General features: G+C 50.9%; 22 protein-coding genes. All 22 read right to left on the reverse strand.

What is annotated here, in order from left to right:
* Positions 1 to 630 precede the first annotated feature (630 nt).
* Positions 631 to 2,340 carry an eCIS core domain-containing protein gene (locus NOC_RS10005; RefSeq protein ID WP_002809409.1) on the reverse strand — a complete coding sequence of 570 codons (1,710 nt, stop codon included), beginning with the start codon at positions 2,338 to 2,340 and terminating at the stop codon, positions 631 to 633.
* Positions 2,341 to 2,397: 57 nt separating this feature from the next.
* Positions 2,398 to 2,559 (reverse strand): hypothetical protein, encoded by a 162-nt coding sequence (locus NOC_RS17455; RefSeq protein WP_155814712.1) that lies wholly within the window; start codon positions 2,557 to 2,559, stop codon positions 2,398 to 2,400.
* A gap of 92 nt (positions 2,560 to 2,651) precedes the next feature.
* Positions 2,652 to 3,440: a hypothetical protein gene (locus NOC_RS10010; protein ID WP_002809274.1), complete on the reverse strand. Its 789-nt coding sequence runs from the start codon at positions 3,438 to 3,440 to the stop codon at positions 2,652 to 2,654.
* 13 nt (positions 3,441 to 3,453) lie between these two features.
* Positions 3,454 to 4,197 (reverse strand): hypothetical protein, encoded by a 744-nt coding sequence (locus NOC_RS10015; RefSeq protein WP_002810087.1) that lies wholly within the window; start codon positions 4,195 to 4,197, stop codon positions 3,454 to 3,456.
* Positions 4,198 to 4,282: 85 nt separating this feature from the next.
* Positions 4,283 to 6,511, reverse strand: coding sequence for a phage tail protein I (locus tag NOC_RS10020; RefSeq protein ID WP_147094443.1), 2,229 nt, complete (start codon positions 6,509 to 6,511; stop codon positions 4,283 to 4,285).
* Positions 6,501 to 7,457: a hypothetical protein gene (locus NOC_RS10025; RefSeq protein ID WP_002809796.1), complete on the reverse strand. Its 957-nt coding sequence runs from the start codon at positions 7,455 to 7,457 to the stop codon at positions 6,501 to 6,503. Before NOC_RS10025 ends, NOC_RS10020 begins: the two co-directional genes overlap by 11 nt.
* Entirely contained in the window at positions 7,444 to 8,391 is a 948-nt protein-coding gene (locus NOC_RS10030) for a hypothetical protein (RefSeq protein WP_011330781.1), read from the reverse strand. The genes NOC_RS10025 and NOC_RS10030 overlap by 14 nt, the downstream gene beginning before the upstream one ends.
* A gap of 10 nt (positions 8,392 to 8,401) precedes the next feature.
* On the reverse strand, positions 8,402 to 10,480 hold the full coding sequence (locus tag NOC_RS10035) for a putative baseplate assembly protein (protein WP_002811532.1): 2,079 nt from the start codon (positions 10,478 to 10,480) through the stop codon (positions 8,402 to 8,404).
* A complete protein-coding gene (locus NOC_RS10040; RefSeq protein ID WP_002809545.1) occupies positions 10,452 to 13,694 on the reverse strand; it encodes a putative baseplate assembly protein in 3,243 nt (1,080 codons plus the stop codon). Before NOC_RS10040 ends, NOC_RS10035 begins: the two co-directional genes overlap by 29 nt.
* Entirely contained in the window at positions 13,691 to 14,113 is a 423-nt protein-coding gene (locus tag NOC_RS10045; RefSeq protein WP_002810469.1) for a GPW/gp25 family protein, read from the reverse strand. The genes NOC_RS10040 and NOC_RS10045 overlap by 4 nt, the downstream gene beginning before the upstream one ends.
* Positions 14,106 to 14,429, reverse strand: coding sequence for a PAAR domain-containing protein (locus NOC_RS10050; RefSeq protein ID WP_011330782.1), 324 nt, complete (start codon positions 14,427 to 14,429; stop codon positions 14,106 to 14,108). Before NOC_RS10050 ends, NOC_RS10045 begins: the two co-directional genes overlap by 8 nt.
* A 19-nt stretch (positions 14,430 to 14,448) precedes the next feature.
* Positions 14,449 to 15,099 (reverse strand): phage baseplate assembly protein V, encoded by a 651-nt coding sequence (locus NOC_RS10055; protein WP_002808915.1) that lies wholly within the window; start codon positions 15,097 to 15,099, stop codon positions 14,449 to 14,451.
* A gap of 16 nt (positions 15,100 to 15,115) precedes the next feature.
* Positions 15,116 to 16,336 carry a phage late control D family protein gene (locus NOC_RS10060; protein WP_002809011.1) on the reverse strand — a complete coding sequence of 407 codons (1,221 nt, stop codon included), beginning with the start codon at positions 16,334 to 16,336 and terminating at the stop codon, positions 15,116 to 15,118.
* Between the two features lies 1 nt (position 16,337).
* Positions 16,338 to 17,012, reverse strand: a complete 675-nt coding sequence (locus NOC_RS10065; RefSeq protein WP_002808938.1) for a LysM peptidoglycan-binding domain-containing protein — start codon at positions 17,010 to 17,012, stop codon at positions 16,338 to 16,340.
* A gap of 11 nt (positions 17,013 to 17,023) precedes the next feature.
* Positions 17,024 to 17,803: a hypothetical protein gene (locus NOC_RS10070; protein WP_244859949.1), complete on the reverse strand. Its 780-nt coding sequence runs from the start codon at positions 17,801 to 17,803 to the stop codon at positions 17,024 to 17,026.
* Positions 17,804 to 17,945: 142 nt separating this feature from the next.
* Entirely contained in the window at positions 17,946 to 18,104 is a 159-nt protein-coding gene (locus NOC_RS18645; RefSeq protein ID WP_370992007.1) for a DUF6760 family protein, read from the reverse strand.
* Entirely contained in the window at positions 18,098 to 18,463 is a 366-nt protein-coding gene (locus tag NOC_RS10075) for a hypothetical protein (RefSeq protein WP_002811224.1), read from the reverse strand. Before NOC_RS10075 ends, NOC_RS18645 begins: the two co-directional genes overlap by 7 nt.
* A gap of 52 nt (positions 18,464 to 18,515) precedes the next feature.
* Positions 18,516 to 18,956 carry a phage tail protein gene (locus tag NOC_RS10080; RefSeq protein WP_002810885.1) on the reverse strand — a complete coding sequence of 147 codons (441 nt, stop codon included), beginning with the start codon at positions 18,954 to 18,956 and terminating at the stop codon, positions 18,516 to 18,518.
* Positions 18,957 to 19,025: 69 nt separating this feature from the next.
* Positions 19,026 to 20,825: a phage tail sheath family protein gene (locus NOC_RS10085; protein ID WP_011330783.1), complete on the reverse strand. Its 1,800-nt coding sequence runs from the start codon at positions 20,823 to 20,825 to the stop codon at positions 19,026 to 19,028.
* A complete protein-coding gene (locus tag NOC_RS17740) occupies positions 20,822 to 20,986 on the reverse strand; it encodes a hypothetical protein (RefSeq protein WP_166485275.1) in 165 nt (54 codons plus the stop codon). Before NOC_RS17740 ends, NOC_RS10085 begins: the two co-directional genes overlap by 4 nt.
* Positions 20,987 to 21,014: 28 nt before the next feature.
* On the reverse strand, positions 21,015 to 21,896 hold the full coding sequence (locus NOC_RS10090) for a Pvc16 family protein (RefSeq protein WP_002808733.1): 882 nt from the start codon (positions 21,894 to 21,896) through the stop codon (positions 21,015 to 21,017).
* Positions 21,896 to 24,802: an eCIS core domain-containing protein gene (locus NOC_RS10095; RefSeq protein WP_011330784.1), complete on the reverse strand. Its 2,907-nt coding sequence runs from the start codon at positions 24,800 to 24,802 to the stop codon at positions 21,896 to 21,898. The genes NOC_RS10090 and NOC_RS10095 overlap by 1 nt, the downstream gene beginning before the upstream one ends.

Raw genomic sequence — 24,802 nt, forward strand, 5'->3', positions numbered from 1 at the left:
GGTCGAAATAAGCAGCAATGACATACTCGTGGTCAGTTTCCCGAACTACGACTCTCAACTTCTTTCCACGTTCAGGATAACACTTGAGGAAAGAACGCTTGCCACCGCGGGTTTCTGTTTCATCCCAATCCCTCAATGTTTCATCTATCCACGACTTCAAGATACCTCGGCGTTTGATTTGAAACTCGGCGTGCGGATCAAACCGTGTCACGTAACAATCTCTCTCCAGTCACACGGTTTCCAAGCCGTCTCTGCTACAAATCGGTAACGCCGGTAATTCGTCATGTTTAACAATCCATGGGTCAGTCATTTATCGATGCCTTTTCCACCGACGCCGTTGTACCCATCATATCCATCATCCGCCACCCATTTGATGGGTTTCTGCGCGGGCTCGTATTTGTCGTTTGGTTCGCCGAGCTTGAGCTTGGCCTTTATCACGGGCACCGCAGGCAGTACTGCGGTGGATGAATGAATTAAATGGGTGTCCTTTATTCTGTCCTATATTCTACTGGAAATTTTCTCCCTCAATTGTAACCGGTTTACTTTTATCCCCTTGAGTTAGTATATTAGGGTCTGCCCCTTTTCTTTTGCTTTTTCTTCTTATTCGTCTTACATCCGCCCTGAAGTTCTCTACGGACCGCATTGTATAATGACCTGTGCTCCTGCCGCGCCGTTGGCTTGGTCGAACTGATCAATCGTCGTCCCAACGCAGTCGGTGCGTCTTGTAGAAAACTCTTCCATTCTATTAGCGTAGTCCCTGAGGTCTCGCTGATACTGGCGTATGGCCGCTCTGAACTGGGCTTCCGTCATCCCTACCGCGCCGGTGAATTGAGGGGCCGGGTTAGTCTCCAGGAAATCTATATAGTCCAGGCCGTGGCTGCCCTCATGAAGACCGAGGCTTGTGCTTCTGGGCGTGACTCTGCCTCCGGCGATATCCTCCGGCGTAGTGCCTCTGCCGTAGTCTGATGGGGAAGCCGCTGTTACGCCGCGCCCGTAGAACGTCTGGATAGTTACGGCTGGCGTGCCGGGGCCGTTGAAATTTGTGACGATTCTCCGGCCTCTCCTGGACTGCCGCTGATAATTGATCCTACCTCCCTGGATGTTTTGCCGCGTCTCTGCATGGTTTCCCAGAGCCGGATCTAGCGCATCCGGCATTATGCTCACATCAAAGCCGTTTGTGGAAAAATTCACCGCTCCCGTTAGTTTGTCGGCCACTCGTCCCTCCGGAATGGGCGTTGAGATGAACTGCTCCATATGGTGGGGAGTTTGCCACGCCCATAGCGGAATGCGTCCGCTGTTTTCCGAGTATAACTCGGCCTCGCTCTTTCCCAGGGCAGCCGCCGCCCTGCTGATCAGCACGCGAATGGCGCTTATGTAGGCGGCTCTCAGATCAGCCTTCAAAGCACGGTCGCCGCCCAGATCATTATCGATTATCCTTTCCTGGTTCACTACCGCGGCGTACCAGCCGTCGATTACCCGATCGAAAAGAGCCCTATCGATTGGAACATTGGGACTCTGGTAATATGAGGCGCTTCCCTCAAGGAATTTTATGGTGTCTCGAACGAATTCCCTGCGTATCTGATCGTTCGCGGGAGCGACGTTTAGCGCAGGCTGAAGTTGGACAAGCGACCGGCTATGGCCTTGCTGGACTACATGCGTCAGCTCATGGGCTAGCAGGCGGAGGCCGCCAAGCGATCTCGGTTTATATTTTCGTTGTCCGAAAACGACGTGATCTCCGACAGTATAAGCCTGCGCATTCACCGCTTTTGCTGATTCTGCCGCCAGTGTATCAGTATGCACTCGCACTTGGCTGAAATCATGCCCAAAACGCGGTTCAAAGAGAGAGCGGGTGGCGGAATCGAGCGGTTTGCCAGGGCTGGCGAGCGTTTGCTTTACGCTATCGGGCACTACATCGGTCCGGCCATTCGCCTCTCCAGATAAACGCTGGATACGGGGTGTAACGCTGCTGGCCCTCTGCCGTGCCGGCATAGCCATCACCCGATCGGCAATCCGGTCCGCCTCCTGCTCGTAGCCATCCCCCGGGCTGCTCACCTTTAATTTTTTCTGCACTGTTACCGGTGCTTGTGCAAATGCCGACATCCCGTTGAAATTGGGTTTTCGCTCCACACCCACTCCCTGTAGTGATTCATTCCCTCCAACAGCACCAGCAAGTAGTTGATTCACCGCATGGTTGCCCGCCATGCGCTGTAAGTTAAGCAGGCCAGCTAAAGGATCTAGCCGAGGACCCGCCTCCACGTGAGGCCGCGGGCTTCCATTCCCACGTCCTTCAGCATTCCGCTCTTTCCCTTTATTACTTCGAGCTCGCGCAGTTTCTGGCATGGTTTTCTTTCGAATCTTTCTGGAAAAGTCAAAAATATTCAGCGATGAAGGCGCCTTTTATCCTGCTTTTTCTATTATCTCAATGTCTGTCATACCAACACTACAATCCGGATTAATCACAATGAGAGACCGTCTACCTAGTTTTGCTTCTAGAGCAATTGTCGCAGAGAAGGTAAGTTCTTTTTTATTTTCATTCACAGAAACATTTTCAACAGTCACACCCTCCCCAAGCTTAACTTTTGCACCTTGCTGGAAATTTTCTCTTTCTCCCTCTCCCTTGACTGTAACTTTACCGTGTGTTTGCCCTTGAGTTAGCGTTCCGTTCCGGGTCCCACGCTATTAATTATTACTTCACCTCCTTCACATCTCCACCATAAATGGCCAAAGGAGCGCACCAAACGGCGACAAGAACAATTATCAATTGTTTGAATTGTGCCATCTTCTCCAATCTCGACCTTTGCTAGAACGACCCACGGCTCAGAGGGGCAGGACGGGCATTCGGGGATTGGACCACTAAATAGCCTTTTGGTATCTGGCGGTTCCCCCTCGTGAGACTCCGGACATCGGGTCAATATTCCTATTTCGTATCCATCCTTCCAACGTGAATACTCACATTGGGTATCATCGCAACCACAACCAACCGGCTGCACCCGTACGGGCCGTGACATCATTTCTTTATACTTAACTGCGATATAGCGAGGACCTGTTTCCTCACATGGAACAAATACCTCGCTGCACCAGGGATCTGGAGCTTCAACACAAGGCTCTCCGGTGACGCCATTTACGCCCCTGGTGCGTAAATCCACTATCCGTTCACAGTCGATGAAGATCTCATCCCCGTAGGGCCCTAGGAGATATCCAGGCGTGATTCTGACTTTCCAAGGTTCGATGCTCCGCCCGGAATTCATTATCGGGCACACCTTCGCGCCGCATACAACGCCCCAGCCATGGATCAAGCGATTATGGCGGCGAAGCTTGTTACGGAAATATTCCAACACCAGATTGAGATCATCTGGAGTTATGAGCTGCCGCGGAAAGAAACGGGGACGTTCGTGCGCATCATCGCACAGCGGTTCGCGGCATAGCGTATCAGTCTTCATAAGATTTCTCCTATTATTGAGGCTCTTCTTCGCGCACCAGTGACAAAATGAGTTCGTAAAGCAGTTGGTTAGTATAGACAATAGGGCGAATATAGATATCGATTTTCGGCTCCCACTCTGTACCCGAATCTCGCAATAGGATATTTGCCAAAGGAATACAGCAATCCATAGGCAGGGGCCGGCATGGTCTGGTCACCTGGTCGACGATAGCGCAATAACTAATGTGCTGTCCCTCAATTACGTCTGGGAATGTACTTTTTTTTTCAGGAATATGCCCTTTTTTTATTTTGATCTCGTACGTTTCCCGGATAGAGCCTGGAGCACACATGGCAACCTCGCAGTCGCTTACCATGGCTGGCACGGGATCGCTCTTACATTCCCTGTAGCATAGCCCTACATAATAAGCGTATTCTTCTTTGCATCTAGACTGTTCTTCAGCTTCTTCGTCGGGGTAAGATGGAAAACCTGGCAGCGCTTCCGGTTGTGTAGCTTGAGGTACAACAATTTCTCTGCCGCAGCGGTCTACAGCAACACCAGGATGAACAATAATCGCCTTTTTGTCCGTGGTTAATTTGACATCCAATCCGCACACTACACCATAGCCTGTCACCAGGCGGTTCAAAAGCCAACGCTTTTGATTAAAATAGTTTGTCTCCAACTCCAAATGAAAAACATCAAGTAACTTCCCATGAAAAAAATGATTACGCGCAGGCGCATCAAGGCCGCCGTGCTGGGTCCGGTAATAGTCTTTGCCCATACCCTTATCCTCCTCTCGAGACAGTGCGTTTACTAACTAGCCATTCAATTCGCTATATTTGTTTCTTACATCACTGTTCAAATACCTAACCTACACGCGTAGCCAACCCAACTTGGTTTCGTTCCCCAATTCGGCCGGCAGGTTCTCCACCGAGCGTTACCCCTCCAGCACTATTTTCTCCAAGTCTGGAAACCGATGGTGGACCAGCAATGACGGTGTCAACACCCACTCGTGCCTGATAACCCACGCGCATGCGAGGTTCGATAATGCAAACTTGATAACTCGTATGCGCAGGTTTCTCCCGCTCGATTACAGCGCGTACACGCAATAGCGTATCCGCGCACCGCAGCTCGCCTCGATAGAGAAGCACGCTGAACTGATAGGCCACATCTTCAAAAAGCGGTGCCCCGAACTCTTTACTGGTAATCAAATGAGACTGATCTAAGATGGTGGTAGTACCCACCACTGCGCCCTGTGGCTCAGCTGACGCAAGCCTGGTAGTAAACCCGAGGATCGAGTTTTCTTCATTTCCCCAGGATAGATAGCTTGGATCAGATATTTTATCTTCCATCTCTTCTCTTATCGGCAATACCCACCAGGCGGAGTTGAGATTCGGTTCCTCGATAATGGCATGAACACCGGCAAAAAGGCGCAATGATCGACGCAAGCCCTCAGCAGTCCCCTGCCAAGCATAATTTTCGAAAGCTTCAACAATCACCTGACGTTGCATGGCTCCATCCCAATCTTCATCCAGCTCCATTGCCAACCAACCGGCAAGCCAGGACAGCATTTCTTTGGGAATCGCATTTGGATCAAACAGAGCGGGGAGATGGGCTATGGTTCCTTCCACTTCATTAAAGAAGCTTTCGAAGAGGGGGAGAAAACGCACTAAAAATTCTCGAGAGTGGACGCTATTGATGTAAATTGCCGGCAGGTGTTTCAGGTAAGTTTCTTGATCAAATTCCACTCGCATCTGGGAAATGATTGGGCTTGCCGATCCATCTCCAGAAAACACCGCACCTATCCACAGGCAACAGGCAGGAGTATCTCCTATGAAAAAGTCGGACACATTGAGCGGCAAGGCACGCCATTTCGCATCGCTAAATGGGTTGGGGCTGCTTGGATCAACAAGCGGCGGATCATCCTCCTGATCCGAGGTATGCACAAAGAACTGAATATGCGCGCCGGATTCAAGTGAATCAACTATGGTATGTAACCGATGCCATTGCACTTTGGACTCGGCCGATTTGATAACACGGCTCCATAACATCCCTTTATTCCGATAACCACTGTCAAGGGTCAGGCGCAGCGGCGCAAGAGCAATACCACTATGGATAAGCAGACCCTCTTTTCCATCCAATGCAAGTGCAGCTACTGGCCCCTCGTAGCCCAGTGCCTCACCGGCAAACTCGAAAGTATCAGATTTTTTTTTGAAGGTGAGTACGCGCCTCCGATTATTATCGCCTACATAGATTGTATCCTTGTCGACAGCAATGCCCATGGGCTGCTCAAGGTATTCTTCACCAAAGGCAATGGATTGACCTGAAGTATCGAGTACGGGATGGCCATTATTATCAACTACAAAAATTTTCCAGGCACCTTTGGCATCTTGTGCAACAATATAAAAATAGAGCTCTTCTCCTATTGCGCCCGCTGCGATGTCACTGGGTTGTTGTAAGTTAGCGGCTTGCAGAGTCTCCCAAAAATCAGGAATTACTTCTCCTAAGAAATTGAATTTCTGCACGCGCTGATTGCCGTAATCCACCACGTAAACATTGCCTTTGGTATCCGCTGCCAAAGTCCACGGCGTGTTAAAATATCCGGGCGCGTCACTTGGTTGAGGTAAGCTGAAGGGATCCTGCTGGCCCCATATAGCAACCAGTTGCAGCGAAGCAATATCGAATATCTGAATGCGGTGATTGCCGCTGTCCACCACCAATAGCGAGCGCCGATGGGGAGGAATCAATAGCCCACGCGGGCCGTTGAGTTGAGTCGGTTTACCGTTTTTACTACCAATACAGGGAACAGTCTTAAGCTCGCTATTACAACCGTCAATTTTCAGCAGTCTATGTGCAGCTGGATCGCTAAAGTAGACAGTTCCATCAAGATCGACTGTAATACCAGCGGGCGCTCTGGACGGAGCAATAGCTTCTATCTCTTCTGGCAGTTTTTCCTTTAGCAGTGGAATAGAATAGAGCCGCAGTGTACCATCCTGGAGCAATTCCAGTCCTTCCCATTGAAAGTCGGGCCATTCATTATCTCGATTTAATACAGAAAAGCTGCATTGTGATCTTGATTCATAGCTAACCCTCAACGCCCATCCAAACAATATTCCAATTAGATCTAATATGATCTTTTACTTTCTCTTCATGCTCTTGTTGTATTCCAGATATACAAACAAAATCTTCGACTGTAAACTCCTCAGCTTTCCTCTCTTCAATATGCATAAATTCAACAAGAAATAAGGTTGTATCGGGTGGTGATTTATTTGTTTTTATCTCGACTGTTCTAGATCCCTCAATGCGTGCTGAATAGCATGGGGGAATAAGGAATCCAGCTTTGGTAGTCTCGATTGTTGCTTTGAGCTTTAAAGGGAATTGTTCCTGTTGGTTCTGACTGTCAGGAAACTCCCATTCAGGTAAAACCTGTCCACAGGCAATGTAAGGTTGCTTAGCAGGCCGTGCATTACGCCGTTGGGCGATAGAAGGATCTTGCTTCAACTGACAGTTAAAGACCTCAATTCGGGCAAGCACAATTTTCAGCCCGTTCTTAATGTCCTCTTTTATTTTAGAGTTCTTTACTCGCAAGTTCTCTTGCCCATCTCTCTGCAATCGCACCCAGCAGAATACGGGTGCTTCCTGTAATCTAACCACACCGCGCGGCAGGCAGATGCCTTCGCGCGTTTCGGTTTCTTCCAGTCCCGAATTATCGGGATAAGATACAGTAAGATCATAAAATACTGATTTGCCGTCGCCCTCCGCCGATATTGGGGGAATTGGCTCTTCCTGGCTTTGGGTCAAGACGATTTCACGCCCTAATGCGTCGATAGCATAGCCTGGATTTATAGTAACTTTGCGATTCCCTTTCTTGCCGTAAATAGCAAAACCACTTCCTATGCCCGGCTGGTGCAAACTCTTATTGTGCAGCCAACGCATTTCTCGGTTAAATGTTTCTATACCCTGCAGATCTGAGGCGAGCAGTCGCTGCCCATTAAAAAATTGCAAACGTTCAAGGTATCTTGTCTCGTCAAAAATTGCCATGATTCACCTCGGTTTCAAGAAATTTCTGGGCAGATCCTGCTTGGATGCCTAACCAACAGACAGAAAAATGTTCCTGTATGAGTTTTAAAACTTGTGGTTCATTGCCCCTATTTACTGCGAATAATCGTCCTTGAAGCTCACTACTAAGTGATGGGAACAGAAGGCGAAAGGTGAAACTATTCATGGATGATTTATCGACATGCTCGGAGTAAACAAAGAAAGCGGGCTTGCTTGAATCCACTGGTTGCCTTTGTAACCAAGCGAAATAACAGGGAACTTCTGTAAAGCCTGCGGCGGAGGTATCTATTGTAACCTGAACCCCAAGTAGACCTGCGTTGGTGCGTACCTCCGGTTTATCCCATATTTCCCAAGCAGTATTTCCAGGAATAGTCGCGCCTGAGGCCATACGAGGCCGAGCCAAAGGCCTGGATCGAGCCAAAGGTCTAAGTAAGGAACGCTTTGAACCCAGTATTTCCTTTTTTCTCAATCGAGCCAAGGGGACTCCATCTTGAACGTCTACGGAATCCGTTGGCTTCCAAAAAAACTCAATTTGATCTGCGCCAGCGATTTTATCAGACGAGTAAACACTTCCCACTTCTCCTTCGCACGTAGCCCTATACTTATCCTCCTTAAAACGCACTAAAAGCGTTACATCTCCTTCCGTTAGAAGAGGAAGGCATGCATCCACAGCATGAATCAGTTCCCGACCAAAACAATCGTAGGCCAAACCTCGATGGATTTTTACCGAATGATTTTGGTTAATCTGCTCAACTTCAAATCCCTTAGCTATCCCAAAGGTATTATGCAATGCTCGGTTATGCCACCAGCGCAGTTGCGCATCAATCGCCAGCTGATCACGAAAATCAACGCTACGCAGTGTTTGCCCTTGCCAATAACGCAGGCGCTCAAGTTCGAGTTGATTTAATTTAGACATAACTTTCACCTTAGATCACTTCAACTTCATGTGGACCCGCTGTTACCAGCATAATCGGGTTTAAACATACATTCCCACATTGCGGCTCATTTTTATTGGCTGTAAGTTCAAGGGAAAAGATATGATCGACCCCCGATAACTCGTCGATTACCTGCATGATTTCCGTGCGGTACACATCCCGGCCAAAAGGCCAACCGGTACCTTCAGATCCGCCTTTAAGCGGATGCAAAAAATTATTCAGAGTTTCGATAATATTTTGCTGCAAAGCAGCTTTGTTGGCGCCGACGTAAGCCTGCACCTTGGTGCGCACTGATATTTCCAGATAAGTTGGTCCGACTACTTCCACGCGGGTGCCGATAATCCGGCGGCGGTTGAGATAAGTGGCTACAGTTCGCCGTAGCCCCACGCTTGGCATTGGTTTATCCAAAGGCAAATAGGGGAGAATGATCACCGTGATCAGCCCTTGTGCTTTAAGGCATGGCAAGCCTGGATGCAAATTAGCCCATGCCTTCACCCGAGCCAGTTGCACCCCCGGTGTCTGCAGCGCCAGCACTTCATAATCCTGGAGTGTCACAGCCCGCTGTGTTTTTTCCCTTTGCTCGATGGCACGCCCAATGGCATGGGTGAGGATTTCTGCAGGTGCTCCACCTGTGGCGGCGATGGGATTGGTAATAACAGCGAGGCTTTCCTTGATCTTTTCGTAATCGCTACCTAGCACGCGCCGATTGTGAGGCGAATCAGCCAGACGATGAATTGTCCCTGAAGACAAATTACCCGCTTCGGCTTGAGTGGCACAATAAATCGCATAAATCTGGGCACCTTTCGGCGGCACTCGTCCCTTCTCGCCATCACTGAAAGTGATTACCCCGTCGGTAGGATCGAGCAGAAAATCCGAGTCGCTGCGGGCTGATTCATCGAAATCAGAGCGCCGACGCCACACCCGCCACTTATCCTCTTCTTGTATATAGAGCTGGAAGCTTGGCACATGCACAGGTGCCTCCGGCAGGGTCCATTTTTGATTTGGAGAACCATCACTGATCCCTAATAAAATAGCTTCGATAGCTTGATCATCTATGGTTTTGATTTCACCGACGGAGGCTGCCTGTTCAGCAATGATTCCATTTAACGCCAACCTATGTAGAAAAGGCGGTGCATCGTAGCTACCGGCTACAAACCGTACGCGCAAATAATAGAGTTCATTTATCACCTGACCGAGCTTTTTTTTAGCCATTTCAGATGGAATCGAAAGGCGCACTTGACCATCTAACGTCAAAGCGCGCGTTTCGTCGTTTATGTGATCTGGTTCCAGCAATTCCCAATCCCCATCAGCGGTTATCAATATCTCCCAAACCAGGCGTACGCCATGATGTAAAAGGGTTTTTTTAATTCTATCTTCAACCGGAGGAGACAATGGAGCTACATTCGGGCAAGGAAAATCTGAAAGTGGCGTGCGGCAGATGCGCTGACGCGCACTGCTCTCATCAATAAGGCGGCAACGCTCAGCTTCGTCGGAACGGTGGTGAGCAAAGCTAAAAAAAAGACTGACAAATTCCTCTTGGGGAAATGCTTCACTAAAGCCAAAATATAACTCTGTCCCGAGCTGAGGTTCAGTTCCAAACACCGCGAAATTCTCACCCCGTACCCAGCTGTCGGTGAAATCGTGGAATCCCCTCTGATCCTTAAGCTGGATTGCCTTTAGAAAACCTGGCGCAATACAAATTGGCGCTAAGGTGCGAAAGCCCGTTGCTACTCCAAACGGATCCGCGCCTTCAAACTCCACCGTCTCTGGTAATTGCACTACGGTACTGCTGCTTGCCAAACTAAAATGCAACATAGTGCGAGCTGGGTATGGAGGCTCTGGCACAATGCCCACCAGTGCGAGGAATTTTCGCTTGTGCCGATCGGGTATTTGGTTGAGTTGGTAGATGTCCATTTCTGCAACCCAGGCGAAGAGTTCCATTAAAGTAATTCCTGGATCATGAATATTGTGGTCAGTCCATTCTGGCGCATGAATAGGAATCAGGGTCCGACCCTCTTCAACCAAATCCGCCCAGCGACGATCATCTAGGTTTGGCAATGGTACTGGCATAGCGCTGTCTCTCCCCTGCCTTCAGCTTGAGCTGGATCTCTCCGGCCACCACAATCCTATCTTCAGCCACCCTAATTCGCTCGCCCTGCAACCCCCCCCTAAGCAACAATCCCAATTCTTCCACGTAATCAACTCCCGGTATCCGCTCCATTACCGCGGCCACATCGGAAACGAAGACATCTCGCCCCAGTGCCCAGCCGCGTCTTTCAGGTCCCCCGCGCAATGGATGGAGAAAATCCTCTAACGCCTCTTGCGCACGTTGCTCTATGGCCCCTGCTTCAGCAGGATCAATGGGTACGATCGTGGCCGTCACCCCTATAGGTAGATAATCGGGTCCGGTAACATAGATCTGATGGGCAGCGGCCAGATCGGCTGGAGCACGCGCCTCGATATATTTTCGAACCCGCTCTCGCAGCCCAAATGAGGGCCAGGGGCGTGGCTCTTGACTCTGGGGGATAATGAGCAAAGTCACCCAACCGGGAATGGATCGACCGCTTGGATTATGGGTTGGGATCGCGCGGGCAAAAGCCACCGCAGCCGAGGCTTCATAGGCTAATGTCTCATAATCTTTTAAGCCTATGGAGCGTCCGCGATGACGGAGAGTTTGTGGTCCACGAAAGGCAAAATTCTCCAGACTCTCACGATCAGCACCGCCTTCGCTAGGGAGCGGATTAAATGCTTCCTCCACGCCGCCAATCGGACCCACTACTTGTTTTATCGTCTGGGCCGGTAAATTACCTCTACGACCGCCCCCGGAGCGATATTGTCGCGCTAAAATCGCCGCACCGGACGGCGGAATCTTGCCGCGTACCCCATCGCCGAATAAAAGTTGCCCTTGCCCCCGGTCAACCACATAGTGGCGGTCACTCGGCTTCGAAAAGAGAAGATGCTGCTGCTCCTGCCAACGCACCCAAACTTCGGTCACCTGCTTGCGACGATCCCGCCTGAGACGAAGATTGTTTTTTTCGATGTCAGTTTGAGCACCTTCAAGAGCCAGCATCGATTCAACTTCACTGAGCGCCCTCTCCTCTCTACCCAAGATTTCCCTCGCTATCAGGCGCCACTCCACATTCGCCCGTGCCCCAGCAAGCTCTCGTACTTCAATCTGTTGCCCTGCGAGAACAGGGATCTGGCGAAAGGAGAAAATCTGGTGGAGTTGACCCGTACTGGCTCCCATTGGCTCATCAACAATCGTCTGTTGTTGAGTTGCCCAAACCGCGTTTGGAAAAACACTCTGGATAACGGGTTCTCCGGGCGGACCATCCTCTTTAAGCCGTGCGCGCAGCCAGTGCAATGGCGCGGCAAAACGGGCCAGCGCCTGACTGTCCTGTGGGCCAATGAAAGACACCAATCCAGGGACACGGAGATTTTGCGTCCCATCCTCGGCGGAAAGGGCTTGCCAAGCAATACCATCCCAGTATTCCCAAAGCAAAGCTGGACCTTGGGCTTCAGTTGGCTGTTCCAGAATATCGAAGAGGATACCCAGGCGATCGACTGGCAGCTTTTTATCAAAGCCTAGGTAAAATGATGGAGTAATATCGGTAACCGGCTTAAATAGCTGAAAGGTCTGCCCAGGCCATTTGGCTTCTTCGGTATGGTCTTCGTACTGAAAATTGTTATAAGTAACAACGTACTCTGGGTGAAACGGCCCATACTGCCAAGTGTAGCTCAAGAGAAAGTTAGAGAGTGCTGGGGGTTGAGTGATAATAAAGGGGAATTCAGTTAAAGAGTCGCCAGTAGAAATAGAACTTTTGAAGCCATAACCCCCGCTCAATAAACGTACCCGCATCCACAGCCCTTCCTCCTCATTGATTGTGGTTGGGGCCATATCCGTTGGGATAATTAAATCAATAAAGCCGCTATCGCTAAAATCTTGTGGAGACTTCGATAAAGCACTGGAGCCATTGGGATCATTGCTATAGGTTATTAAAACTTCCCACTTTCGTCCGTTCCAATATTCCCAGCTGACTTCGTGGGGCAATTGCGAATTATTTGTATCAGTGGTCATTCTGAGCCCGTCACTCGTCGAATTCGTCACGAGCTGATCGGATGGCGTCACTGTTTTTCCGATATAGAGTCGCACTCTTGCCCCTGGCTTACTGAAGACTTCGGCATTGGTAAAATAAAACACTGAACCGGGCTGAGGTTGTAAGCCAAGAGGAAAGAAAGGTTTAGTCACATCGATGTCTGTCGCATCGGAAAAAGCCTTGTCTAGGATTAAACCACCCGTTGCAGGCGACTCGATAACCTTTTTGGACTCGATAACCTTTTTGATAGCTTTCTCAATATCGATAGCCTCTTCGATAGTTACCTCAATAGGGGAAGTAGAAGCGATCTCCGCCCCAATCTGAATGCTCTCCACCTCAGGTAATATCTGCTCCGGATCCAAGGGCAAGGGCTCTGCCAACTGGCCGCGAATCCAGAAGGCGTCGACACCATTCACCATGGTTTTTTTTGTCTCGGCGCAGTCTGCTTGCAGGCGGAAGCGGCCGCTGTACTGTAGACCGTCAGTACTGTCTAACTTGTGTGCTTCTTCTTCATCACAGGCCGGCCGCATTGCTAAAAACTCACGCCAGACCTCGCCATCCCAGTACTCCCATACAATGTCCAATCGTTCACTGCTCGTGTTAGTTAGCTCAAACGTGACATTCAATAAACTTTTTCCTGCTAGGGCTAGCAGCGTATCATGGGCTAAGTAGAGGATATGGGGCGTATTTTCTAACTGGCGTTTTTTAAAGGGCTGTAAGGGCCGGCCTGCGATAAATGCCGCACTGTGGTCGATATATTGATCCCGACCAGGCCAGAGGCTTACGACTTCTTTAAGTCTTGCCGTCATCAATCCGATCGATCGTTCGGTTTCGAAGATAATCTGATCGGTCTGCTCTGGAGGGGGCGGAGCAGCTACACGCGTGCCGGCCGGTAATCTGCCATCAGGAGCATTCTCCGCCAAACGAAAGACGATCGGCGTCCGGGCAGCCCGCGCCGGGATTAACTGCAAACCCAGTAAATCTAAAAACGCTAGTTTATTTTTATCCGGCGCCTGGTTCAGGCGCTGAATGATTGTCTGCAAGTAACGGGCAAAAACCTCGGCCAACGCCAACCCTGGACCCTGCGGCTCCCACTCTGGCACATAACCGAGCCGTCGCGCTAACAATGCCTTTAAGATCTGCGCCGCGTCTCTATCATCGAGCAATATGCCCGGCCGAAAAATCATTGCGGTGTTCCTTCCTGCAAGTAAAACGGGTAAACCAGGTTATGCAGCGTATTGGTAGCCCGAATGCGGTAGTGGATATCGATTAATAGTGTGCTATGCGCTGCAGGATCAATTGTGACTTTAATGTCTTCCACATCGATCCGCGGCTCCCAATCAATTAAGGCTTCCTGAACCCGTTTCTTAAGCCGTTCCTTGATGGTGATATCTACCACCTCAAACACAAAAGCGTTAAGCCCCGCACCAAAATCCGGCCGCATCACTCGCTCACCGGGATTGGTGCCCAAGATAATACGAATCGCCTGGCGGACATCGTCCTCATCAACCGCCTCAGCCACAGAGCCATCAAGATCGATGTGAGGCGGAAAAGCCCACCCGATTCCAAGGAAAGATTTCGTTGGATCGGCTTGCCTTTTATTCATCTCTCTTATCCTCCAATCTGAACAGTGGGAAATCCCAGGGCGATTTTGTTAGCCCCCCCCCGCCCTCTACAATCTCATCTCCCTGCCTTGCTGCGGGAAAAGCATTGATAAATACACTGGTACTGCCTTTGAGTACTGTGCCCCCTACGTGCGGCTGAGGGCCATTTGAGACAGGGCATACATGAACATCCGTGATCGCCCGCCAGGCGGGTTGACCCCCAATGAACACGTTCAAGCTGCCCATCACGCCTGGAACAAGCGGTGTTAGGGGGGTCCCATGGCTGGTCATGTCTCCGATTCTGGCTGCAGTGGGCATGTAACTTCTCCAGTAACTATTAGTTGATCGAGACCATCTTCCCGTTAATAGAGGTCTTAGCTGTCTTCACGATATCGCCGATTTCGATATTTGCGGCTTTGAGCTTAATATTTCCTACAGCAGCGAGTTCGAGGCTGGCTGCAGCAGCAATAGAAATTGTCTGTGTTTTGTTATCAAGCGTAATCTTGAGTGTGCCAGCCGTATTGCGCAGTTCAATTTTGAACGGATCAATGATAATTTTCTGTTGGGTGGAAGTGGTTATAGAAATGGATTGACCAGGTCCGTCGTCGAACTCCACTTCATGTCCAACGCCTCCTGCCAACCCTGTCTTAATAACCCGTTTAGTCGACGCCTCCAGAGGATTTGATACCGGTGGACTATCTTGGGTGTTCCAAAGCCCGCCAATGATATAGGCATCTACAGGCTCATCACCGCTCAGCACAACCAGCACTTCATCGTCCGGCCTAGGAACATAGAATAAACCAGCGCCTGAGCTAGCTCCAGGCGCTGTTAACCGCGCCCAGAGTTCCTGATCAAGAGACGGTATTCTAACCAAAATTTTTCCTTGTTTTATGAGATCGCAATTATTAATCACGGTCCCCGTTACAACGCTAGTTTTTTCTTTATTTGTCTTTCTTTCTTCGCCAGATTCATAGAGTGTGATTGGCATGTCATTTCTCCTTTATCTATTGGCCGACTCTCTGGCCTTGCACACGCACTAATCCATCTACCCCTTTCGGCACGGGTATCGATCCAAACCATACTTCTTTTCTAGCTTCAAACTGAGTCCGGTAACCACTGCCATCCATCGTATGAGTTGCGGAAGTCACGCGATAAAGACCGCTGAACTGCTCACCCAAACCTTCGAAGCTAACCACTCTACTAGCTTTGATACGTGGATCTCCGATAGTGCTGCCGCTACAGGTTAACCGGTTGTTAAGGCGGGGTAATAATTCGCTCAAGATCTTCTTTGGCGCTGTGGCCGGCCCAATTGCATCGATTTTTAAGACACCCTGCGCCTTAGTAGAGCCAAGTAACTCTTCCAGGCTGCCAAGTCCTGGAAACACCATGAGATCAAATGCGGCACGATCAAAGTCCCAAGATAAAACGAGCACGAACTCCATCTTGATGCTAGGAACCCAAATACGCGTGGAAATCCCAGCCACCTGGCCGACCGTGGATAGACGCGGCGTGAACTCGCTCAGCGATTCACCCCATTTCAGCGTGGCACTTGGCGCATAATCCTGAATTAAAAATTGAAACCGCAGCACATAGCCCTTTGGCTCCATCGCATGGTCGATATACATCTCCCAGCCGTTTTCCTTAGCGACCATAGATAAAAAATCAAAATCACTTTGGCTCTGCTGCAGGCGAATGCCCTGCTTGGCTTCCAAGGGATCAAGGGCGTAAGCCACCAGCAGCGTCAGAAATGAGAGCGCAGCACCAGCCGGATCGACCACAGGAATCAATAAATCCACTGCACTCACCAAGGTCACTACATGAGGATCAGGAAGCGAGAATTTTCCGATACAGGGTACATTCAAAGCAAAAGCTCGGTCTTTGGTGCCCATTGTCAAACGCTGTAAAAAATCATGAGCCACCACAGTGAGCGTGGGCATTCCGCCATTTGGGAACGAAGCATTCACCCCAGTAATTTCTCCCACAAAAACTTCTTCTAAGGGATCCGGCGCATAGCCAATGGAAAGCGTGAAACCGTTGTCCACCTGCAGCAACGAATGATCTAGCCAGCGCAAATTATCATTCGCCAAAGTGATTTCCACCCGGTCGGCACCTTCAATGCCATCCTGATAACTTACCGATACTACGGAGGCCCGCATGGCTATCGGCAGTTTCTCACCATTGATCTTGATCTCGAAAGTGGGCGCATAGCGCGGGTAGCGTGCCATATCAGACCACGACCTCCCTGGTGTCCGGATCGATGAAGGGTAACGATGGAATTTGCAACGACTGCCCCACCACAATGGCCCGAGGATCGGCGATGCCGTTGGCGATGGCGATAGGACGCCAAAGCTGCGGATCTTCATAAAATTGTCCTGCAATGCCACTCAAGGTTTCACCTCGAACCACCACATGCACTTTGGTGAAATCGGCCGTTTGCAGGTTTACTTCCTTCGCTTCTCGCTCGACATCAATGAATTCATTGAAAGTTACTGTTAGCCGGGCGCGCACCGGCCGGCCATCCGGCAGAAACATAATAAATCGCTGGCTAACCCGGGCTAGCACGCAGCGAAACTGTAGCGAAGCCCAAGAAATAGTTAATACTGGTGGGGCATGCAAATTCGAATCGATATCAAGCAACTTCACAATTTTTTGCGTTTCTTCGCGCACATCACTGGGTGGTTTAGGCTCAGTAGTATGAGGTAGATAGGTGTCAAACAATAGCTCCATCTCCAGTGTGCGCAAGTTGCCATTGACAAACTGCAAAAGCGGAGAGCGCAGTCCAGGAATCGTTTGCGAAGCAAAATTGTTATCTTTGTTTAAGGTATACTCCTCGGGATTGAACATCACCGGGATTTCTTCACCCGTGTGCTCAATGGTAATCACTGCCTTAGCTAAAGCCATGATCCTACCCCTTATATCCGTCCCATTCGCTCCCGCGCTGCAATAATCCGCCGATCAATTTTTTTTACGACTTGATCAGTAAGTTGTTCGATATTGATGGATTGCGCTAGTGGTGTATTCCCGGTCCATGAATGGGTTGGCACACTGGAAAGGTTGGGAGTATTTATTCCCGCGTGCATAGGGCTTTCCGCCACTACTGCTTTCTGATTTCCTATCAGAAGATTCTTTCGAGTCGCCAACGATACGGTTTCAACTGGTCGTTGTTCTATTCTTTGCGTACGATGTACCACCTCGCGGGCAAGAGCTTGAAAACTCTCTTGTGTGATATTGCGGCGCTGATGGCACTGTATAAACTCATTAACCTGGAAAGTTCTCTGAAAAACTAATTGCAAAGATGAAGGCAATTTGAAGTTGGCAAATGGAAAATCTCTGGTGGAGGATAGCCTTTTTTCTATTACAGAATCTTTTTTAGCTCTAGATTGTCCACTCGACCGCCCTTTGAGTAGATGTCTGGATTCTAAATGCCAATTTTCGACGGGCAGCTTAGCAAATTGCCGCCAATTATCTTTTCCTTTAAGAAGCTGTATGCATGGCTGCCGACCGGGTAAGTGTTGATGCCGCCAAACAGTTTGCAGTTGAATCGGCTGAATAGCTAACCGCACCTGAGGATAAAGGGAACATGTGCTAACTAGCCACTGTGCATTGAGGCGTTGCAAAAGTGGCACTCGATGGAAAAGCACAAAGTCCAGTACACCCTGGCGAGACCCGAGACGTCTGTATCGTGCGATCAAAGATCGAACCCAATCGGCCCATTTATGCCCGCTTAGTGAGTTTCGATACCAGGGTCGTAATTTCCGCACCCCTTTATCGAAACGAGCATAATTTATTTTTATCCCGCGCTTATGCCACATCATTGCATCTCCCGCAAATTTCTCACTCGCCATTCATGCGCTGATTAATGGCTGAAATTTCCTGTACCCACCGGCGCCGTTCATTATGCTCCAAATTGAGGATCGCCTCCGGCGGCCAGTGAAAATGATAAGCAACAAAGGCTACCTCCTCGTGCAGCGCCTTGAGAGGGTAGCCTACAATCCCCCCAGGCTGTTCAACTCCACCGCAAACTCATGGGCGCACTTGGGACAAGTCGCATCAACATTCGCCTGACCATTCCCATTAATGCGGTTATAAAATTCCTGCAAATAAGCAAGATCCTTTGCATAAATACTCTCAATCACTTTGGGGTTAACCTGAGCTACCGAGCCGAGCTGGGTAATCACCCGCGAAAGCAAAATAACGATTAAATAGGCTTCATTGGATTGCACGCGGTGGTCTTTGAGCGGCAGAATCTCATCAGCGGCGGTTGCAAGACGCATGACCCCTTCGCGATGAAGATTGCCCTCGCCATCGACATAACCCAAAGGCAATGTAAATTCATACTCGGTTTGGAACATCGTTGACCTCCAATGAATCGAGACAAGCGATTTTGCCGAATCAGCTTCCCCATTAAGCGCGCTCAAGTCCTTCGTGGGCCAGCTCCAGCGTCTCGATGGCGACATCATTGCCCTCGGCGTTGAAGGTGGGGCCGGTCCACTTAGCCGGCCAAGCGCTGAAGAAATTCCAACGCACCTTTTCCTGGCCCTGTCGGTCCAAAAGCACTACTGACCCGTTCTTACGTGCGGCTGCCGGATCACCGGTCACCCATTGCCGATGCCAGTCGTACAGCTCTGTGTCATCGGCTAATCCCCATTTCAGTGTGATATTGGAATACTTGGTCATGGCTGGAAGCTTTCCCATGGTGGTGTTATTACCGCCTTCCCGGTGCTCTGTGATATCGATGCTGGAGTCAAAGCCGCTTGCTTCCTGAAAGGCCGCGCGGGTGATACCGTCGATTTCAACTAGAAAATTAAAATTGCCATAAGGGTCTATCCGTTGTCCGGTTGCCATGGTATGTCTCCTTAAGAATAATTTTTGTATTTACTGAAAGAGCTTCAAATTGCACTTATCAGCGGTATATTATTCCTCAATTAGGGACTTTCCGGTTGTGTCCGAAATGATGCGAAATACGACAAACTCCGCTGGTGTGGTCGGCACAAGTATGACTTCAATAATAAGTTGCCCCAAGGCGCGGACTTCCGGTGGGTTTAACTCCTCGTCTATTCGTACTCGGAATGCTTCTTCAGCCGTGGCCCCAAAAAGGGCTCCATCGCGCCATACTCTATTGAGAAACTCTGTAACTTGCCGCCTTAGCTTTCCCCATAGTGAGCGGTTATTTGGCTCAAATACGGCAAATTGCGTCCCTTCCTGGAGCGATTCTTCAATAAACAGCAGGAGTCTTCGGACATTGACGTAGCGCCACTGGGTGCGATCTTTGGGGGCGATAGTTCGGGCACCCCATACCCGTATACCACTGCCTAAGAAAGAGCGGATCGCATTTATGCCTTCTTCGTTCAGTGGCCCCTGTTCATCATCAGTCAATATCCTTTCTAAATCCAGCACCCCCCGTACCGCCTCATTTGCGGGCGCCTTGTGAACGCCTCGCGAATCATCTACACGTGCATAGATTCCAGCGATATGACCTGATGGAGGTACCGGGAGCCGACCTTCAGCAACCGGATTGGAAATAATAATCCACGGATAATAAAGCGCTGCATAGCCGCGATCAGAACTGACTAATCCTCGTTGGGTTTTGATATCAGTAAGCGTAGCATTTCTTTGTGGATCAAGAACCGCAAAACGATCTTGCATCTTTTCACAGTGCTCGATCATATATTTTTGAACGTCTTGATCCGTACGGTCAGGGACACAAAGAATACTGACCTCATCGACTTTTTCTAATGCGTCAATGCCATTACGGTAATGGGATGTTTGGAGTTGCGTGACATCATCGTCTTGACCGCCGGCTAGTGGAGTTGCAGCTAGTACCGTAGGAAGATTGTCTGGCGGCGCACTTGGAGTAGGTGGATCAGCCAACGTAACATCGGCATTTAGAGAATTTACGATTCTAGAGAAATAGCGACTGTGACGAGGATCCATGGAAAGGGTGGGGAAATTTTCCGCTCCAAAGCCAGGTTTGTTAATGATGAGCGTAAACTCCAGCGTTTGGAGATTCACCTCCGTATCCCCTGTCGCCATGGTATAGGTGTTAGTGAGTCCTTGCGTGAGTGTCAGGAATTTATTGATCGGCTCTACCGATTGCACAACTCGGGATTCCGTTGTCCCGTCTTGAGTAATGCTGATGTATGTACCAGGTTCAATGCTCGTTGTATCAGCAACGCGGATCTTAGTTTGTGCCGGGGCGAGATCGGCAATGCGGATAGTGCCCCCGGTATAGCTGTTAGCCAAGTTCGTTGCAAACTTAATCGTCACATCGCTAATGCTTGCAATCGTTGCCCGCTCGCTGGTTGTACCCTGCTCCAGGAAAACAATATCTCCCGGTCGGAAATTTTCCGCGTCAGAGGCGGAAGTGACCGTTGCCTCACCATTAGAAGCGGTAGATAATGTAGCCTGTGCGCGTACAGCAGCAACTGACGTAACAATACTTGCATCTTGCACCTCAACGGTGATTGCGTTACCAGTAACTCCTTCTTCCTTGGCTGTCACGACTAGGGCGGGTCTATCGGTGGGCGTGGCGCGATCGTTGAGGGTAAGCGAAGCACGTATTGCTGTACCAACGCGAACAAAATAACAGGCTGCCCCGCCATTATCGAAAAATCCCCGCACCGCATGAGTTACGTAAATTTGCGGGGCTGTGATATATGGACCAAGCTGATCTTGAACACCAAAGGTGTTGATAAATTGTGTCCAGTTGGTCACGTGGGTAGGTGTATTGAGAGGGCCGCGCCGGGCCGGGCCGGGCCGGGCCGGGCCGGGCCGATAAAGGCTGCAACACTGGTGCTCACGCCTGCAATCGGTCCAGCAACTTGTATCTCGTCTATATATACACCAGGTGCTTTATTAATAGCGCTAAATGCCATAGCCAATCTCCTTTTAATAATGCCTTCTTCAGAGGGGAGTTAAAGTAATGTCATAATTCTCTAGTACTCCAGGTACAAGCACTGGCTTTGTTTCGGGTTGGAAACCAACAGCGACCACGCGAATGTTCCTTGTACCTACGGGGACACGAACGAATGAATAGCGCCCTTCGCTGTCTGATGTGGTTCGTAATCCAGTATCCAAGATATCCACCAATGCATCCGGAATGCTCTCACCCACCGGATTAAATATCCGGCCAGCTATTTGCACCCATGTTTCATCATTCACTTTGCTCGTTCGTTTTGTGACCATCGGCCCAGCTATCTGGGATGCGTATATCACCGGCAAGGTCACTGTGAGATAAATCGCAGGCTTCCACCGGTGATTAACCCCCATCGTTCCCCAGAACTCGGCATATTTGGGAAACCCTTCCACCGGCAGCAGGGCCGTCGGCAATTCCGCATCGGCGATGCTCTTGGGAAATGTCTCGGGCAGCGGATTGGGGGCATATACCATGCGTGGCACAAGCGGTTCATTGTTTGTCAATGCCGCTGTTGCTTTATACAGCAGCGCATGTTCGTCCACGGCTGGTTCGACCGCCTGACTAACCTGCGCTGGACTCCACGCTGTGATCACATAATGGCAATCGAGACGGAAGGGTGCTGGGATCTCGATTACCGTCCCATTTTGTATGTCGCGCGTGCGTTCATTGGAACGCAATTTTCGGTTTTCACGCATATCGATCATGTAGACATTGAGCGCATTGGCCGGCTGACCATCGACGATAAGATTGGAGACATAGGCGCGCCAATCCTCATCCGGTGGTTGGAAGCGCACCTGGGTTTCATCGGTGATCTCATCGATCGTTGCGATGAAGAGATGGCGCAGCAGATTGTCGAGGTGGGTAATCATTACAAGGCGTAGGGTGTTGTCTCAACGGTAACCTTCGGATTGGCGCGTTTGTTTTCAACCTCTAAAGAAGCCTCGAAAAGTATGCGCCTTTGTCCACCACGCTCTGCTTCAACCCGGTAGTTAATAGTCTTTAAGCGCAGCGTTCCTGGGTATGCCTTTGTCTCTGTAGTAAGAAATAATTTCACGTCTGCCGGCTTGTTCACATATAATTCACGTATATATTTCTCTATGCCACGATTTTGTAGTTCTTGATTTACCTTCGGGGGAGCATAAAAAATCCCTGCCTTCGCTTCAGCTCCTGTTCCAGCACCTTGGCTGTGCGCTCGCTCCCAACCTTTAAGCCTAACTTTGACTCCGGGTAATAATTTGCGCTCATAATCTTTCCGTTTAGCAGGTGGACCAACTTCGCTCTGAATGACAATAGAACCGTCAGCGCCCCTCCTCACGACTTCTTCAGAGGTGGAGGTGGCTGGACCACGCGCCCGCCTGGCCTCCTTCGCCTCTGCGGCGAATTTCGCGGCGCCCTCGATCTCGTCGTTGGTAAGCCGCTGCATCGTATTTGCCACTACACCAGCCTCCCATTCGCACGGCGAACGGCAGCCGAACAGCCAACGCTTGGCGCGTTCGCTCAACTCGCCGATGCGTTCGAAGAAAGGCTCCAGTTGCTTGGCATGGGCCACCGCCTTCTCGACGACGTAGCCGGCGATACTACTGGGAAGCCTCAGCACCGCTGCCACTTTATCGGCGGTCCACACGACCGCGGCGCCGGTCACTTCCGCGGCCTTGATGGCTGTTCCAAGGCGCGATTGCCTGAGCGTGTCGACGGCCTTGTTGAATTTAGGGCTCCCCGCGCGGAGGATCTTCGCCTTCGCAACAGCAGTTTCGAGAGTCTTGAAGACGCGAGAGGTCTTCACCACCTGGCCGAGCTTAGAGGTCCAAATAGATCCCTTGAGCGCAGCTATTTGACCGCCGGTCAGCAAAAACATGGCCGCTTCGGCCATGACATAGCCAGTTAGATAGCCATGCGCATGCCCAGCGACCAGTGGGTTTTTGGACTGGAGCTTTTCGACCCAGCCGGCGGCCCACTCACCGACCGCGTCCGTGATCTTGTCCCAGCTCAGCTTCTTGATCGAGCTCACGAGCTTCTTCACGTCCGAGATAAGCTCGAGGGAAATGATGCTCTTCAAGACGTCATAGATGAGCTTCGCGATGCCGGAAACCGCATCCCAGATCGACTTCAGGAAACCATGGATCACACCACCAGCGAAGGCGATCGCGTATCCCACCTTCTCGATCAGGGACTTCAGTGCGCTGACGATTGATTCTATGGCCGCCTCGGTGAGCGCCATGGTGACGGGGAATAGTCCAGAGGCCCCAGGCCCCAGCGGGTGCCCGCTCTTCACCTGCACGAATCGCAGATATCGCTCCTGCTGCGCCCGCGCCTTGCGCATCGAAATGATGCGGCTCCGCACAGCCTCGGGCATCTCCTGGAATGCCTTCGGGCGATCAATAAATTCGATCGGAATGATGACCGACTGCCCTTCCGGGATCGGTGTCGTTAGCGGAAGGTCATTCAACTGGCCGAGCGCTTCGGGCACATTGGGGTGACCCGAGACGTATGCTGCGACATGCTTGAGGGTCTTTCCGCGGTTTGGCACGTATGCGAATACGCCTGAGTGCAGCTCAACCCATGTCGCTGTGGGTGCGACCGCAGCCGGCTCTTCTGCTTGCTCGGGCTCAGGCGCGGGCTTCGCAGCGGCCCGCTCGCGCAAGATGTCGAGCAACAATCTACGGAAATCCGAATCGAGCCTACCGAAACGTTCGTGCAAGTGTTTTTGCTCGGCGCCTACGGGCTTAGTCAGTGCCTTAAGCACGATTGCAGCGTCCTCCTCATCGAGTAAGCTGAATGCGGCGGTCAGGAGTTGCAGGCGCATGCTCGCGTTTTCCATGGTGAACGGCATGTCCAGCGTCTCTTGAATGGCGTTCATGGCGGCGAGTGCGTCATCTACTCCCGCCACTGTGACGTACGCTACGAGCACCGAACGCGCCTCTTCCCGAGCCATGGCCTGCACCACCGAAGGCAAGGCGCCTGTCGCACCGGTGCGCGGTTTGCGTGCGACGGAACAATCAGCGGACAGGGATAGACTACATTTCTTGCTACTTTTGCCAGCATGCAGCTCGCCTGCATCTGACTGCTGCACCACATGAGCCAACTCATGGGCCAACAACCGTCGTCCCTCCTGTGTTCTCGGTGCGAACTGGCCGGCGCCGAACACGATGTTTTGGCCCACCGTGTAAGCATGGGCGTTTACGTCGCGAGCCGACTGCTCGGCAGCCCTGCTGGTATGCACTCGCACCCGAGAAAAATCATAGCCAAAGCGCTGCCCCATATCCTGCCGTAGTGTCGACTCCAGCGGTCTACCAGGACTAGCAAGCGTTTGGTGCACGCTATCGGGTACTACACTGGGTCGGCCTACCGCTACCGCCTCTCCAGAGAGGCGCTGGATACGGGGAGGAGCGCTACTGGCCGCCTGCTGTGCCGGCATAGTCATCACCTGAGCGGCAATGCGATCGGCTTCCTGCTCGTACCGGTCTCCCGGTTCGTTAATAGTGAGCTTAGGTTGCAGAGCGAAGGTGCGCTTCTTGCGGCATTCCGCGCATTCGCTACCAGAGTTGGCGCACGACGCACACTTGCGCTGGAGCACAGCGCCGGAGAATGGTGATGCGCTCATTCCTGATTCAAGCAACTGACTGACCGCGCGATTGCCCGCACTGCGCTGCAAGGCCAGTACCTCGCCATAGGGACCTGTTGAGGCAGCAGGCTGGCGAGCATGCTCAGCCGGACGCTTCAGTGCTAGCTCGGCGCTTTTGCCTTTTGGTGCTTTCGTTGCGAGAGATTCGGCCAT

The organism is Nitrosococcus oceani ATCC 19707, assembly GCF_000012805.1.
In the GTDB taxonomy this organism is placed as follows: domain Bacteria; phylum Pseudomonadota; class Gammaproteobacteria; order Nitrosococcales; family Nitrosococcaceae; genus Nitrosococcus; species Nitrosococcus oceani.